This window comes from Pedobacter sp. Leaf41, assembly GCF_001422545.1.
Classification (GTDB): domain Bacteria; phylum Bacteroidota; class Bacteroidia; order Sphingobacteriales; family Sphingobacteriaceae; genus Pedobacter.
Genome location: NZ_LMLE01000006.1, coordinates 726,778 through 746,265 on the forward strand (window position 1 = coordinate 726,778; position 19,488 = coordinate 746,265).

Here is a 19,488-nt window from a genome sequence, read left to right on the forward strand (position 1 = left end):
ATGAATAAAAATTTACTCGCTTTGTGTGGATTCACACAAAATGCTTCTGGTATTAACAATTATTTAACGAATAAGTTTGTTAAATGTTTTACTCATTTACTCATTTTTTTATTTTTTTCACTACTGTTAGTTTTGGGTACAGCTTCCGCTCAAACCTACAAAACCCATTATATTGCACCAGCGCCTTGGCAATACTGGACGAGTGCGAATGAAATTGTAGTCACAACCAATGTGGCTAATACTGCCGTAACGATAAGGAAGAGTAACGGCGCTGTAGTAACGACTCTTGCGCCAACACCTACTGCGCCAGCAGTCTATCGGTTTCTTGGCGAACCCAACGGAACGCCATTAAACGCCTTAAATACAGTGCTTTCTGATAGGGGAATGATTGTAGAAGGGAATAATCCCATAACTGTTAATATTCGGAATATAGCATCTGATGCAATTGGGAACGGAGGTGATGCTTTTATCAAAGGTAATGCTGCTTTATTTAGTTTTGGGGATGCGGCAATTGGTACTGCTTTCCGTGTGGGTTACTACCGTGATGGTGATTTAAATGGGCCTACTCAAAGGCCAAGGTATAGTGTAATGGCTATAGAAAATAATACTACGGTTAAGCTAAATGGTACGGCATTAGTAACGTTGAACGCGGGCCAAAGTTATTTATTTCAAACTACCCTGGGGGCTTTGGTAGAAACATCTGCCCCTGCAGTAATGAATGCAGGCGCACATATCGATACACCGCTTGGTTGCGGGGATGGTGTATATAATCCGGTTCCACCAGTTAATTCTTTAGGAAACGAATATGTTGTAATTAGAAGTGCTGGTAACAATGTGGCAGAACAAACAACAGTGGTAGCCACATTACCCAATACCACAATTACCGTTACAAACTTTAATTTGAATGGTACGGTAAACTCAACAAACAGTTATACACTCGTTGCCGCAGGTAGTTTTGTCACTTTTCCAAATGGTATTCCTGGTGCTGTAGCTAATGGTACCAGTCAGGTTGGTATTCAGTATTCAAGCTCAAAAATCACGGCAACAAAAAATGTAGCGGCATATTCTGGTACTGCAGATAATTGTGAGGTTGACATGCTGACATTGGCTCCGATTGCCAATTGTGGTGGAAGTTTGATTGCAAAAACTTTTAAATTTCGCACTAATGGCGAGGCGGATCTCTCGTATTTCGGATATATTACTACGAAAAGTGCAACAGAAAAAATATTATTGACAACTACTGGTGGCACAGTAAATTACACAAATCGTGATCTTGAAACAGTCGCAGGGGTTGGTGTAAGAAGGCAATTGGGAAGTACTGGGTTGTATTTAATAGATTTTACCAATACAGAACTTGGTACACCGGCAGCCATCACTTTTACAAGTGGCTCTAGGGTTAATGCAGTATTAGTTCAGAATGGACAAGGTTATTCTATGTCGAGTTTTATCACGCCATTACCAGAACAATCAATTAAACCAATTTTAACACAGGGGAGTTGTGCTACTGCAACACTTTCAGCAGATCCAGGTGCTGTTGGTCCATATCAATGGTTTTTAAATGGTGTTCCAATAACAGGTGCAACTAACCGAACATATTCACCAACAGAATCTGGTTCTTACACATTAACCACGAATTTAGGTTGTGGTACATCAGCACAATCAGTTCCAATTACGGTTGCACTTTGTAATGTAGACCGAAATATTACCAAAACAGTTGATGATCCAAATCCGCCTATAAATGGTACGGTTCGTTTCACCTTAACTGCGTTAAATAGTGGTGTGGGTACTGCTCTTGGGGTTTCGGTTAACGATTTATTGCCGTCTGGTTATACTTTTATCAGTAGTGTAGCCTCTACAGGAACCTCTTATAGTGGTACAACTGGAGTTTGGAATATTGGTTCATTAGGGCCAAATGGTTCAGCAACTTTAGTGGTTACTGCAAAGGTGAATTCCTCAGGCAATTATACCAATACCGCCACCATAACCGGGTCACAATCAGATGCGAATACCGCGAATGATGTAAGTTCGGTTACTGTTGTTCCTATTACTTCTATTTCTTTAACCTCTTCTACCACGCCGCCAAGTGATGCACAAACTGTGTGTATCAACACGGCTATGACCAATATTACCTATGCCATTGGAGGAACGGCAACCGGTGCAAATGTAACAGGTTTGCCTGCTGGCGTTACAGCAAATTATAATAGCGCTACAAAAGTTTTAACTATTTCTGGTACACCCACAGCCACTACAACAGGACCAAAAGCTTATGTTGTTACTTCAACGGGTGGAAATCCGAATGTATCAGCATCTGGAACCATTCAGGTAAATGGAATAGTCGCAACGCCGGTATTTGCAGCTGGTTTGGCTTCAACCAGGTGCCAGGGTGCGGGAACTCAAACCTATTCAGCAACAGCTACCAACTCAACTGGGATAACTTATAGCATTAACACAACCAGTCAGCAAGCGGTTATCGATCCGGCTACTGGAGAAGTAACATTTTCTCCATTATATTCCGGAACCGCAATAGTAACTGCTACAGCTGCAGGATGTTCTTCTAAAACAGCTACACATACCATTGTAATTACATCAACCGGTACAATTACGGGTACGGCAAATGTTTGTAGTGGAAGCAGTGGTACCTTGATTTTGAGTGCAACAACCGCATCTGTAGTGAGATGGGAATATTCTACAGATGGGGGTACAACCTGGATTACCTACACGCCTGCAAATACAACAACAACTTTAAACTATACCAACCTAAATGTAACCACAACCTACAGGGCAATAGTTACAGGCGGTGGTTGCGCTGAAGCGCCATCTTCACCATTTACCGTTAGTGTTACGCAACGACCAGTTATCGCTAATCAAAATTATAATTTGTGCGTTGCCGGTAATTTCAATTTTCGGCCAGTTGAAGCGCCTGCAGGAACAACTTATACCTGGTCGGCACCTTCAACTTCAGGAGGTACAGTTTCAGGAACATCCAGCGGTACAGCAGCAACATCAGTTAATCAAACCTTAACCAATACAGGATCAACAACTGCCACAGTTATTTATACCGTAACACCAACCAATGGAATTTGTAGTGGAAATGCGTTTACCATTACCGTTACCATTGGACCAACAATCACCGCGTCAGCATCTAATCCGGCTGCTATTTGTAGTGGTAATTCATTCTCTGTTTCTCCAACTACGTCAAATGCTAATCTAAAATATACCTGGACAGCCAGCCTCTTAAATGGTACTGATGTTACTGGTTTTAGCAATCAAGCCACTTCGGTTTCAGCTCCAATCAGCCAAACGTTAACAAATTCTTCATCGATAAATGCTGTAGTTAGATATGTGGTAACGCCAGTGTTGGATAACTGTTCGGGAACTGCCTTTAATATTGATGTAACTGTTCAAAGTGTTATCACTGCCGGAACAATTGCAGCTAATCAAACCATTTGTGCAAATACTGCTGCTGCGCCAATAACTTCAACCGCTAATGGTACAGGTGGAGGTACATTATCTTACTTATGGGAAAGCTCTACAAACAGTACCAGCTGGACAATCATTTCCGGAGCAAATTCAGCAGGCTATTCGCCAGGTGTTTTAACTCAAACTACCCAATACCGTAGAACAACAATATCAACAACCGGAGCGGTAACTTGTCAATCTGCACCTACAACTCCAGTGGTTATAACAGTTGGTACTGCAAGTACGATTTCTACTCAACCCGTTAATCAAAATGTAAAAGCTTTAAGTAATGTAACCATTACAGTAGCGGCAACCGGAGGTTCTGGTACACGCCAAATTCAATGGCAAGTGAGTACAGATAATGGTGTAAACTTTACCAACATTACCAATAACGCAACTTACAGTGGTGCTACAACTACTGCACTAACCATAACCAGGGTTAACCAAACTATGGAAGGTTATAAGTACAGGGCGGCTATCACACAATCTGATAATGCTTGTGCGGCAGTAAATTCCACCGCTATTAATTTGACCATAGATTCAGACCGAGATGGTGTGCCGGATACAATTGATTTGGATGATGACAACGACGGTATAACAGATATCGTTGAAGGCAATACTGACAAAGATGGTGATGGCATACCAAATTATTTAGATGTTGATTCTGATAATGACGGCATTGTTGATGCAATTGAATCGAATGGAAATCCTGCAAACGACCCTAATAAAGATGGAAGATTTGGAATAGGAACATTTGTAGATGTAAATGGAAATGGCTTATTGGATTCATTGGATCCGGCAGCAGGCGGAACAGCTTTAGTCATTCAGGATAAAGATAAAGATGGAAAACCCAATTATTTAGATCTTGATTCCGACGCAGATGGTATTCCTGATAATTACGAAGCCGCTTTCTACATTGTAGACGGTGATAACGATGGTATCATTGGAACTGGACCGATAGTAGATGCTGATGGAGATGGTTTATCAGATTTAAATGATCCAGATTTTGTAGCCATTAGCAGTTTGTTTAATCAGGATCGTGATTTTGATGGTCTTTCTAATTATTTAGATATTGATGCAGATAACGATGGTATCATTGACAATATTGAAGGTTTACCAACTACAGTGTATGTTGCGCCAACAGGTATTGATACCGATGGTGATGGTATTGATAATGCTTATGACATTAATAATGGTGGTGTTGCTTCTGGTTATTCAAATATTGATGGAGGTAGTGCCCCAGATTATGTAGATACTGATTCGGAGAATGACGGGTTTAGAGATTGGTTGGAAAACGCGGTAGTAAGTCCGCTGGAAGTTGACGTAAAAAATAACCAAACCGGTGCAAACGGTGCCGATGGAATAATGGATGTTTTGCCAGATGCAGATAACGATGGTTTAGCAGATATCTATGATAATGATAATGGAAATCCGAATGTAACCAGGTATGCTACAAATGGTGGTCAAACACCAGCCAGCATGCCAAATACACAAGTTCCAGGTGGCGAAAAAGATTGGAGAGCTTCAACAGATTATGATAAAGATGGGGTGCCAGATGGAGTAGATTTAGATGATGATAACGACGGGATTTTAGATACAGTAGATGGCATATTGGATACAGGTGGTAGAGACGGTTTGCCAAATTATCATGATCTTGATTCTGATGGTGATGGTATTCCAGATGTGATTGAAGCTGGTGGTTCTGACCCAGATAATAATGGTTTACCAGGAATTGGTTTAGTTGGAAACAAGGTTGATGCAAACGGAATTCCTTTAGCTGCAAATGGCGGTTATACACCGAGAGATAAAGATGGTGATGGTGTTCCAGATTTCTTAGACCTGGATTCTGATAATGATGGTATTAATGACGTAATTGAAAATGGCGGACCAGACCCCGACGGTGACGGAAAAGCTGGTATCGGTTTTACAAATGATTTTGATAATGATGGAATCAACGACTTGGTTGATGATTATAATAACAATACGGGTAGTTTAACTGGTGAACCTTCTGGAACACCAATGACAGTGAAAGATGCGGATGGTGATGGCATTCCGAATTATTTAGATATCGATTCTGATAATGATGGTATTTTGGATACTGTTGAAGGTGCCGGCGACCTTGATGGAGATGGAATCCCTAATTTCTTAGATTTAGATTCTGATGGTGATGGTATTCCCGATAACATCGAGGCACAAGCTACAGCAAACTATATCGCGCCGACTGGAATTGATTCAGATGGTGATGGTTTGGATAATGCTTATGAAGCAACAAATGGTTTAACTCCGGTAAATAGTGATGGCACAGATCAGCCAGATTATTTAGACTTAGATTCTGATAACGATGGCGATAGCGATACCATTGAAGCATACGATACAGACAATGATGGTGTAGCAAATATTGTTGCATCAGGTGCTGATGCTGATAAAGATGGTTTAGATAATAACTTCGATAACAACGATGCCGCATTTAATCCAACTAACGGACAAACGCCTACTTCGTTCCCAAATTTAGACACACCTGGTACACCACAAAGAGATTGGAGAGAAGATTATAACATCGCTCCGGTAGCAACCGTACCAGCAACTATTGTTCTAACGGAAGATACGCCAAAAGCAATCACAGGAATTAGTTTTGTAGATCGTGATGCGGGTAATAATTCAGTAACAGCTACACTAAGCGTTCCTGCAAATCAGGGTACCTTTGCTGCAACAAGTGAAACAGGTATTGTAATCGGAGGGGCGGGTACAAGGTCAGTTACCATTACTGGAACCATTGCAAATATTAACGCCTTTATTGCTGCCAATAAAGTAACATTTACCCCGTTTGCCAACCTAAATGGAAACATTGCTTTAACTACGTTGATAAATGATTTAGGCAATACAGGTGGTGCACCTTTAACAGATATCAAAACAACAACATTAAATATTCAGGCAGTTAACGATATTCCAGTAGTTGCAGATATCAATAAAACAGGAACAGAAGATACGACGGTTCCATTTGCAGCTGCAGATTTTACCAATCAATTCACAGATGTAGATGGTACTTTGGCTAAAGTTAGGATCAATACTTTACCAACGCCAGCCCAAGGTTTATTAAAACTGAATGGCGTAAATGTTACCGCTAATCAGGAAATATCAGTTGCCGATTTAGCGCTGATCACTTTTGTACCAACCGCTAATTTTAATGGTAATGTAACGTTTAGTTACAATGGAAATGATGGCGTGGATTACGCTGCTTCGCCTGCAAATATTATCCTCTCGATAGCGGCTGTTAATGATAAACCGCTGGTTGGGGTTGTTGGCAAAACAGGAGCGGAAGATGTGATTTTAACCTTTACAGCAACAGATTTTACCAGTCAATTTACCGATGCAGACGGAGACGCACTAACCAAAGTTAGAATTGAAACATTGCCTCCGGTTTCGCAAGGTATTTTAAAATTGAATGGCGTTGCAGTAACTGCAAATCAAGAAATCCTGGTAGCTAATTTAGCTCAGCTTACTTTTGAGCCTTTCGCTAATTACAACGGACCGGTTACCTTTAAGTGGAACGGAAATGATGGAACTGAATATGCGGCAACTAATAACAATGTAAACATCGTTTTAACATCTGTTAACGATTTGCCTACAATTTCTCCAATTAATAAAACTACCGCAGAAGATGTTCAAATTACCTTCACCTTAAATGATTTTACCAATAATTATTCAGATCCAGAGGGGGATGCATTAAATAAAATCCAGATTAGCAATTTACCACCAACAGCGCAAGGTGTTTTATTATTAAACGGAGCTTTGGTTACTGCCGGACAAGAAATACAAGCTGCTGATATTCCGAATTTGGTATTTGTACCGGGTAGTAATTTTAATGGTAGTACATCTTTCAGATGGAATGCAAATGACGGAATTGGTTATACCATGCCTGCAAACGTGAACATCACAATTACCCCGGTAAATGATGCACCAGTTGTAACAAGCGTTGCAAAATCCGTAAATGAAGATACAACCATTGGTTTTACTGCCGCAGATTTTACCAATAGTTTTACAGATGTTGATGGTAATACTTTAACTAAAATCCAGGTTGTAACCTTACCAGCAAATGGCTTGCTAAAATTGAGTGGCGTTAATGTTACCGCCGGTCAGGAAATTGCTTTGGCAGCTTTAGCTGATATTACTTTTGTACCAGATGCTAACTATAATGGTATAGCAACATTTAAATGGAATGGCTTTGATGGAACAACTTATGCAGTTGCTACTGATAATGTAAATATTACCATCAACCCGGTTAACGATGCACCGGTTGCGGCAAACGATATCGCCACAGTTGTAGAAGATAATGTATTAAATGTTGCTGCTGGCGCTGGTCTGTTATCAAATGATAGTGATGTTGACGCAGGAACAACTTTAATAGTTACTGGTTATACCTATACAGGCATAGCGAGCACACCAACAGTTGGTACACCATTTACTATTCCAGGCATTGGCTCAATTACCATTAATGCAAATGGAAGTTATCTATTTACTCCGTTAGCGAACTACAGTGGTGCAGTACCAGTAATTACCTATAGTATAAGTGATGGTAGCGGCGGAACAGCGACAGCGACTTTAACCATTTCAATTACTCCCGTAAATGATGCGCCAGTTGCGGTTAATGATACAAACGCTATTCCGGAAGATGCAACTTTAACAGTTACGGCATCGCCAACAACAGGTTTATTGGCTAATGATACAGATGTTGATGGAAATATATTAACAGTTACTGGTTATACAATTGCAGGTATTTCAGGTATACAAATCTTAGGAACACCAGTAATTATTCCAAATGTTGGTAGTATTAATATTTCGGCAAATGGTGGATATGTTTTCATACCTGTAGCCAACTTTAATGGCACAGTTCCAATAATTAATTATACAGTTACAGATGGTTCATTAAGTACTACAGCAAACTTAACTTTAACAGTTACACCGGTAAATGATAATCCGATAGCTGTTAATGATGCGGCCACTATTTTAGAAGATGCAACCTTAGCAAGAACAGCTGTAAATGGATTACTGGCAAACGATAGTGATGTTGATGCTGGAACAACTTTGGCAGTTACAGGCTTTGCCTATACAGGAATCGTGGGTATGCCAACTATTGGTTCTGAATTCTCAATTCCAGGTGTAGGGAGCATTACCATTAATGCAGATGGTAGCTACACATTTGTTCCAGTTGCTAATTTTGATGGTGAAGTTCCAGTAATTACCTATACTATAAGTGATGGTAGCGGCGGAACAGCAACAGCAACTTTAACCATTACGGTTACTCCTGTAAATGATCCGCCAGTTGTTTCTGATGTGCCTAAAACAGGGGCAGAAGATGCAACCATCAGCTTTGTTGCCACAGATTTTATAAGCAAATATATAGACGTTGAAGGTAATTCACTTACAAAAATTAAGATCGTGAGTTTACCTGCCAATGGCGATTTAAAATTAGCGGGTGTTAACATTACCGTAAACCAGGAAATAAATCTTACCGATTTAGCGAATATCACTTTTGTGCCATCTGCTAATTTTAATGGAAATACAGCTTTTAAGTGGAATGGTTTTGATGGCACAACCTATGCAGATTTAGATGCAAATGTAAACATCACCATCACGCCAGTAAATGATGCCCCGATTGCAGGTAATGACGTTGCCAGTATTAAACAAGGTGAACAATTAACCATTGCAACGCCAGGGTTATTATCAAATGATATTGATGTAGACGGACAAACCCTAACCATTAGCGGTTATACTATTGCAGGCATTGCAGGTACGCAAACTCCAGGAAATGCAGTAATTATTCCGGGCGTGGGAAGCATTACCATCAATACAAATGGCAGTTTAATGTTTATGGCATTGCCAGGTTACAGCGGTGCTGTTCCATTAATTACCTACACAGTAACCGATGGTTCATTATCAGCTACAGCTACATTATCTATTTCTGTAGCGATAGATAACCGGGCACCAATTGCGACAAACGATACAAAAATCACAAATGAAGATGTAGTTGCAACTGGAAATGTAAGAACGGATGGTACGCCAGATTCTGACCCAGACAACGACCCAGTTTCAATTAAAAACTTTAGTATTGATGGAAGCCCGACTTTATATTTACCGGGCAATACCGCAACTATTCCAAACGTTGGGCAAATTGTAGTCAATGCTGATGGAAGTTATACTTTCACACCAATAACTAATTTCAATGGAATTGTACCTACCATAACTTATACTTTGGTAGATAATCCATTGCCAAGAAATGCTTCGGCAACTGCCGCAGAAACAGCTGCAACTTTAAAAATTACGGTTATTCCTGTAAATGATACACCTGTAATTGTTGGCGAAACAGAAACAACCGAAGAAGATTCTCCGGGTATTTCTAAAAATTTATTAGCCAATGATAGTGATGTTGATGCTGGAACCACTTTAATAATTACCAGCTTCGTGGTAAACGGAAATACAATTCCGGTAACAGCAACTCCTGGAACTTTCGCTATTCCTAATTTTGGGATCATCACCATTAACCAAAACGGTAATTATACTTTCGTGCCAGATGCCAATAAAAATGGTACTGTACCAACTATAACTTATACCGTAAGCGACCAAAGTGGAACAGGAAATGCAACGGCAAGTGGTACATTAAATATTACGATTAATGCAGTTAATGATGCTCCAATAGTAGCTGATATAGCTAAATCTGGTTTAGAGGATGCAGTTATTACTTTTGCAGCAGCAGATTTCACCGCTCAATTTAGTGATGTAGATACTAATCCATTAGCCGAAATTAAAGTAATTACTTTGCCTGCAAGCGGAACATTGAAGTTGAGCGGAATAGCGATCACTGCAAATCAAGTAATTAGTGCTGCAAATTTAGCTAACATCACATTTGAACCTAATACTAATTTTAATGGTTCTACAAGCTTTAAATGGAACGGCTCTGATGGCACATTATATGCAGTGGTTGATGCAAATGTAAACATCAGCATTTCTCCGGTTAACGACCAGCCTTTGGTTAATAATGAAGTTGAGACTATTCTAGAAGATGAAACCGGTATTGTTAAAACTGTTGCAAACGGACTTTTATCTAACGATAGTGATGTGGATGGTAATTCACTTGCGATAACAGGTTATACCATTGCTGGTAATCCAGGCACTGGAACTCCAACTTTGGGAGCGCCATTTATTATTCCAAATGTAGGTACAATTAATATTAGTGGCGATGGAAGTTATTCATTTGCTCCACTGGCGAACTATAATGGTTCAGTTCCGGTAATTACTTATACGGTTACAGATGGTCAGGGTCAGCTAAACTCAACTATAACGGGCACTTTAACCATTAACGTTACTGCGGTAAATGATGCACCAGTTGCCGATAATGATACTGGTAATGTTGATGAAGATGCTACCTTAACGGTAACAGCAGACAATGGTTTAATAGAAAACGATACAGATATAGATGGACCAACAAATACCGTTACCGCTTATTCAGTTTCCGGGGTAACAGGTACGCCAATTATTGGTACTCCATTTACAATTCCGAATGTGGGTAACATTACGATTAATGCAAATGGTAGTTATGTATTTGCACCAGCAGCTAATTATAGCGGAGTTGTACCAGTAATCGTTTACACTTTAACTGATGGCACATTAACCGCAACTGCAACACTTACCTTAACTATTAATGCAATCAATGATGCGCCAGTTGCAGCAAATGATACAGCGACATTGTTAGAAGATGTTATTGTTATTACAACAGCAAATAATGGATTGTTAGCTAACGATACAGATGCAGAAGGTCAAACTTTAACTGTTACTGGTTTTACAGTAGCGGGAATTGTCGGAACTCAACCTGTAGATGGACCATTTGAAATTCCGAATGTAGGTATCATTACGATCAGTGCAGATGGTAGTTATAGTTTTACACCTGCTCAAAACTATAATGGAACTACACCAACAATTACATACAACATTAGCGATGGTAATGGCGGAACGGCTTCGGCAACTTTAATATTTACGGTAACACCTGTAAACGATGCCCCAACTGCAACAAATGATGCAGCTAACATTAACGAGGATGAGACTTTAACCAGAACAGCTGCCAATGGATTATTGGCAAATGATTTAGATATTGACGGGGATGCATTTAGTGTAACTAGCTTTACCATTGCTGGTATGGCTGGTGTTCAGGCTGTAGGTACAACGCCTGTCGCAATCACTGGTCAAGGCGGTGTAGCTGTTGGTACAATCAGCATTTTGGCAAATGGTAGTTTCACCTTCACACCTGCAGCAAATTACTTTGGTGCGGTTCCAATTATCTCTTATACAGTAAGTGATACAAATGGGGCAACAGCCACAGCATCGTTATCAATAAATATTGCTTCTGTGAATGATGCACCAACTGCTTCTGCCATACCAATATCTATCACAACACCAGAAGATACCCCACAAAATGGATTAATTAATGCAGCAGATGCAGACGGCGATCCATTAACATTTACTTTAACAACACCTCCAGCTAACGGAACTATTTTATTAAATCCTAACGGAAATTATACTTATACGCCGAATGCAAATTACAACGGTCCGGATAGCTTTACCATAACTGTAAGTGACGGTAACGGCGGAGCAGCGGTAATTACTGTTCCTATCACCGTAACACCTGTTAATGATGCGCCAGTTGCCAGTTCTCCTGCAATTACAACTGCAGAAGATACCCCTAAAAATGGTATGGTTACAGCAAGTGATGTGGAAGGAAACTCACTTACATATACCCTGAGCACGCCTCCAACAAATGGTGTTGTGGTAGTAAATACTGATGGCACTTATACTTATACACCAAACGCAAATTATAACGGGTCTGATAGTTTCACCATTACGGTAAACGATGGCAATGGCGGAATTGCAACAGTAAATATTCCAGTTACGGTAACAGCAGTTAATGATATTCCCGTAGCAACATCGCCTGCAATTACTACTGCAGAAGATACCCCTAAAAGTGGATTAATTACCGTTTCAGATGCTGATGGAGACGCATTAACGATAACGATTACGACACCGCCAACAAATGGTATCGTAGTGGTAAATCAAGATGGTACTTATGCCTATACACCAAATGTAAATTATAATGGTAGCGATAGCTTCACTGCAACTGTTTCTGATGGAAAAGGGGGAACAACAACCGTAACTATTCCAGTTACAATAACTTCAGTTAATGATGTTCCTGTAGTTAATTCTCCTGCGGTATCAACGCTTGAGGATACCCCTAAAAATGGAGCAATTACTGTTACGGATGCTGATGGCGACCCATTAACATTTACGGTAACTATAGTACCAACAAAGGGAACAGTAATTGTAAATGCAGATGGTACTTATGTTTACACGCCAAATACGAATTACAATGGTACAGATAGTTTTGTAACTAGGGTAAGTGATGGCAATGGTGGAATTGTTAGCGTAACCACTTTAATTACGGTAACACCTGTAAATGATGCACCTGTAGCAAGTTCACCTGCAATTATTGTGAGTGAAGATACCCCTAAAACCGGTGTAATTACAGCAACTGATGTTGATGGAGATACACCACTTTATACGGTAACTACGGCCTCATTACACGGAACGGTAATTGTAAATGCAAACGGAACATATACTTACACACCAGTTGCTAATTATAATGGTGCGGATAGTTTCATAGTTACGGTGAGTGATGGTAACGGTGGTAGTACAACAGTTACTATCCCGGTAAATGTAACCCCTGTTAATGATGCGCCAGTGGCAAGTTCTCCTGCAATTACTACTGCTGAGGACACATCAAAAAACGGAACTGTAACAGCAACCGATGTTGATGGCGATGTATTAACTTATATCCTTACAACTCCACCTGCATACGGAAGTGTAGTCGTAAATACAAACGGAACATACACATATACACCAAATGCCAACTTCAATGGAAACGATAGCTTTACCATTACAGTAAGTGATGGAAATGGTGGAAGTACAAACGTTATCATTCCTGTTAGTGTAACCCCAACTAACGACAACCCAATTGCGACTAACGATAGCCAAACAATATTGGAAGATGGTAATGCAACCTTAATCAATGTTCTTGCCAATGATAATAGCGGACCTGATACAGGCGAAACGTTAACAGTAACGTCTATCACACAACCAGCAACAGGAGGTATGGTTAGCTTGGCAAATGGTGTGGTAAGTTTCACATCTGCAGTTAATTTTAATGGAAACACTAGTTTCACTTATACCATATCAGATGGAAATGGTGGAACTGCAACTGCGACTGTGAACTTAGCCATTACGCCAGTAAACGATGTGCCATCATTTACTAAAGGTGCAGACCAGATTGTAAATGCAACAGCTGGTACACAAACTTTAACTACCTGGGCAAGTGAAATAAGTGCTGGTCCGGCAGATGAAGTAGCTACCCAAACGCTAAACTTCATTGTATCAAATAATAACAACAGCTTATTTACAACTCAGCCTGCAATTGCTGCAAATGGTACATTAACCTATAATCCAGCTGGTAATTTTGCAGGTAAAGCAACGGTAACCGTAGCTATTCACGATAATGGAGGCGTAACAAATGGTGGAGTAGACCAAAGTGATACCCAAACCTTTGTAATCTCAATTAAACCAGTTGGCATAACTGATGATGTGACTACTTTGGCCAATACACCAGTGAATACTGATGTAAAAGCTAATGATGGTGCAACAGCAAGCAACGCGAGCGTTCTTGCGACAAATGGAGCGCACGGAACCACGGCTGTAGACGCAAGTGGAAAAGTAACCTACACACCAAATACCGGTTATACCGGATTGGATAGTTACACTTATACTTTAAGTACGCCAGATGGTGTTGTGAGTGATCCAATTACTGTAAATGTAAGTATTGCTCCATCGGTAGTATTATCTGGTCCGGCAACAGTGAACGAAAACGCTGGGACAGTAAATTACACGGTAACCTTAACAGGAACTCCTGGAACAGTTTTAACAGCGCCAGTTACCGTACAAACCGGAATTACACCTAATACCGCTAGTAGTGCGGATTACACCTTCACTTCATCAACAATCACATTCCCAATAGGGGCAACTGTTGGGGCTGCAAGTGGAATAATCAATTTCCCAGTTACTATTGCAGATGATAATATCGTTGAAACTGCAGAAACCTATACCATTAATATTGGATCGCTCACTGGTCCTGCTTCTTTAGGAACAAGTACATTAATTACAGCGATTACCGATAATGACACTTCAATTGCTACTATTACAGCAGGTATACAAGGCAACGAGAATGGACCAATTAACGGAACATTTACAGTTACATTAAATAATCCATCATCGACTGATACACAAATTACCTACGCCTTAACAGGAACCGCAAACGAAGGTTCAGATTTCGATGCCATTGCGTCTAAAACGATAACCATTCCGGCAGGTGAAACTACCGCCACAATTACAGTTAATGTTAAACCTGATTTATTGACAGAAGGAACAGAAACGGTTATCGCACAATTATTAACGCCATCAACTGGAGCTATTACGGTTAATCCTGCAACTGCAACGGTTAATATTTTAGATAACAATAGCGCAAGCGTAAGTATTTCTGCTACACCTATTAGTTATGATGAAGCTGCAGGAACTGCAACATTTAACATTGTGTTGAATAATGCTGTTCAAGATGCCTTCACCGTTACCTATGCAACGGCAGATGGAACTGCAAAAGCAGGTTCAGATTATACCTCAACAACCAATGATCATATTTTTGCTGCTGGTTCGCCAGCGGGAACAGTCTTTACTTTCACGGTTCCTATTCTCAATGATAATGTAGTTGAGCAATCTGAATCATTTACTGCATCCATCATTAATGTAACTGGTACTTTGGTAACTATTGCCAATGCGACCACTACCGCAACAATTACAGATACAGATGCTTCGGTAGTAACCATTACTGCTGGTACAAATGGAAATGAAAGCGGACCAGCAAATGGAACATTTATAGTTACTTTAGCCAATCCATCATCTATTGATACAGAGGTAACCTATAACTTAAGTGGTACTGCAACAGAGGGTGATGATTATACCATCATCGGTACTAAAACAATCATTATACCTGCAGGTGCTACAACGGGAACGATTATCATTCCAATTAATGCGGATGCAAGTGTTGAAGGCACTGAAACTGTAATTGCAACTTTAGTAGCAACTAATAATGCACTTGTTGCCATCACGCCAAGTGCGGTAAATAAAACCGCAAGTATAGATGTTTTCGACAATAATGCAGCAGCGGTAAGCATTTCTACAACACCTGTGATTAATGAAAATTCGGGTACGGCTACTTTTACAGTTACTTTAAATGCTGCGGTTCAAAGTTCATTTACAGTTAGATATGCTACTGTAGATGGAACTGCAAAAGCTGGTACAGGTTTAGATTATACTGCAACTTCTGGTACATTTACCTTTGATGCAGGTTCTGCCGCTGGAACAACCAAAACCTTTATTGTTCCAATTAATAATGATAACACAGTTGAAATCGATGAAAGTTTCAGTGCTGCTTTAAGCGATATTACCGGAGGTTTGGTAACCATTGAAACGGCAAGCACAACGGTAACCATTAATGATAATGATACTGCTGTTGCTTCAATTGTTTCTGGTGTAAATGGTGATGAAACTGGTGCGGTTAATGGAACATTCATTGTTAAATTAAGCAATCCATCATCAACACCTACAACAATAACTTATTCTTTAAGCGGAACAGCTACAGAAGGTGATGATTACGATGCGATAACTACCAAAACAATTACTATCCCAGCAGGTCAGGTTACCGGAACAATTACAATTCCGGTAAAAGTAGATGCACTTACCGAAAGTACAGAGACCGTTATTGCAAATCTTGTATCTACTACAAGTACTCTGGTAACGCTTACCACTTTACCTGCAGATCGAACGGCATCAATTGATATTATAGATGCCAATACTGCAAGTGTAAGTATTGCTACCACACCAACTGTAAATGAATTGGCTGCAACAGCAACCTTCAGTATAACCTTAAATAATGCTGTTCAAAATGCTTTTAGTGTTAATTATGCAACAGGTAATGGTACAGCAACTGCTGGATTAGATTATACCGCGACTAACGGAACGTTAACATTCCCTGCCAATTCGCCGGCAGGAACAGTATTAACATTTACAGTTCCAATTACAGTAGATAACATTGCTGAAGTTTCAGAAACCTTTAGCGCTACCTTAAGTGGAATTACCGGAGGTGTGGTGATCATCAGCAATGCCACAGCAACGGCAACAATTATTGATAATGATGCAGCAACGGTCAAAATTACCGCAGGTGTAAATGGAAATGAGAGTGGAAATGTACCAGGTACATTCACGGTTACGTTGAGCAATCCATCGTCTACCGATACGGAAATTACCTATGCATTAGGTGGCACTGCCGACGAAGGAGATGACTACACTTCAATTACAACCAAAACAATAATTATCCCAGCGGGTTCAACAACTGGCACGATTACTATTCCAGTAAAAACTGATGCTATAGTAGAAGGGGTTGAAAATGTAATTGCAACTTTAATTGCTACAAATAGTACTTTAGTTACGGTTGCGGCAAGTCCGACAGATAAAACAGCAACCGTTAATATTCTTGATAATACATCAGCAACTGTTTCTATTTCTGCAACCAGCAATGGGGCGGAGCCTGCAACGGCAGGTTCATTTACTTTCACTTTAAGTAATGTATCAACAACAGATACGCAAATTACTTATGGTGTAACGGGAACTGCAAGCAGCGGACCTGATTATACCGCTATCGGTACAACGGTTATCATCCCGGCGGGACAAACTACGGCAACTGTTCAAGTGCAAGTTTTAGAAGATGCGATTTCAGAATCTACAGAAACAGTAGTGTTAACAATGCTTGCTGCAACTAACAATGCTTTAATAACCGCAAACACCACGCCTTCTACCATAAACATTACAGATAACGATGTTGCAACCGTTGCAATAAACAATATCACCGTTGCCGAAAGTGCTGGTAATGCAACTTTCACAGTAACCTTAACAGGAAATGTGCAGGAGGCGTTCACGGTTAACTTTGCTACTGTAAATTTATCAGCCTTAGCAGGAACAGACTATACCGCAACAACAGGTTCTGTTACTTTCCCAGCTGGCGCTGTAACAGGATCAACTCAAACATTTACTGTTCCAATAATTGATGATAACTTTACTGAACTTGGAGAAACATTTACTGCAACCTTGACAGGTGTAAGTGTTGGTTCTGTGGTAACGATACCAGTTGTTGGAGCTGCCGGAACTGCAACTATTACAGATAATGATGCGGCAAGTGTAGCCATCAATAGTGTAGCTGTTTTAGAAAGTGCGGGTAACCTAACGTTTACAGTTACCTTAACAGGAAATGTTCAGGAGGAGTTAACGGTTAACTATGCAACATCAAACAATACAGCAATTGCTGGCGCAGATTATACCGCAAAAACTGGTGTAGTAACTTTTCCTGCTGGTTCTGTAACTGGTGCAACTCAAACTATTGTTGTTCCTATCAATAATGATAATGTTACAGAAGCTGCAGAAAGCTTTAAAGTAACGCTAAGTGGTGCAACTGCTCCGGTAACGATTACACAGGATGAGGGAATCGGAACCATTAACGATAACGACCTTGCAACAGTTAGTATATCAGCCACACCAACAAGTGTTGATGAAGCTGTGGGTACGGCTACTTTTACTGTAACCCTTAATAACGCAGTTCAAAGCGAAACTAACGTTGATTACACAACTTCGAATGGTACTGCAAGCTCAGGTATTGACTATACAGCAACTAGTGGGACATTAACATTCCCGGGAGGTTCTGTTGCGGGCCAAACACTTACGTTTACAGTTCCAATTAACAATGATAATCTGGTAGAGCCTGGTGAAACCTTAACAGGAATTATTAGCAATGTAACTGGTGGTTTGGTAACTATTGCAACTAATTCAGCTACATTAACCATTACTGATAATGATACTTCAATCGCTAACATTACACCTCGAAGTTCAGGTAATGAAAATGGTCCTGTTGATGGCGCATTTACGGTGACTTTAAGTAATCCATCATCAACACCAACAACCATAACCTATACTTTAAGCGGAACGGCAACTGAAGGAACAGATTATAGTACAATAACATCACGAATCATAACAATCCCTGCAGGCGAACTTACAGGAATCATTACTATTCCTGTATTGAGCGATGTATTGGTAGAGGGAACAGAAACAGTTATCGCAACTTTAACAGCATCCACAAATACTGCTGGAACCGTAAACAGTTTACCAGCAACCCTTAATATTGCAGATAATACAACTGCAACTGTTACGGTTACCGCTTCAAAAGATGGTGCTGAACCAACTGTTGCTGGCGAGTTTACCTTTACGTTAAGTAATGTATCCACTACCGATACTCAAATTACTTACGCTGTAAATGGAACCGCAATTAGTGGATTGGATTATACTTCAATTGGTACAACGGTAACTATTCCAGCCGGACAAACAACTGTTAAAATTAATGTTCCGGTATTGGAAGATAACATTGCTGACGGAAATGAAACAGTAATTTTAACAATGGCTGCCGCAACCAACAATGCTGCAATTACTGCGCTTACTACACCAGCAATTGTCAACATCTCAGATGATGATTCTTCGATAGCGACTGTTATTGCTGGCACTAATGGAAATGAAAATGGAGCAGTTGCAGGAACTTTCACTGTAACTTTAAGTAATCCTTCATCACAACCAACAGTAATAACCTATACTTTAAATGGTACTGCAACAGAAGGCAGTGATTATACTGCAATTACTACTAAAACAATCACTATTCCGGCAGGAGCAACAACAGGAACAATAACAATTCCTGTAGTACCCGATGCAATTGTAGAAGGAACTGAAAATGTGGTGGCTACTTTAATTTCTAGTAACAATCCTTTAGTAAGCTTAACGCCAACAGCT

The 19,488-nt window shown here is 40.1% G+C and carries 1 protein-coding gene (only partly in view); it reads left to right on the plus strand.

Annotated features, from left to right (window positions below; all coding sequences use genetic code 11):
• Positions 1 to 19,488 carry part of the coding region annotated (locus ASE92_RS21155) for a Calx-beta domain-containing protein (protein WP_235527335.1) on the plus strand (this coding region is incomplete at its 3' end). The annotated region continues 9,015 nt past the right edge of the window, so 19,488 of the 28,503 annotated nt are shown.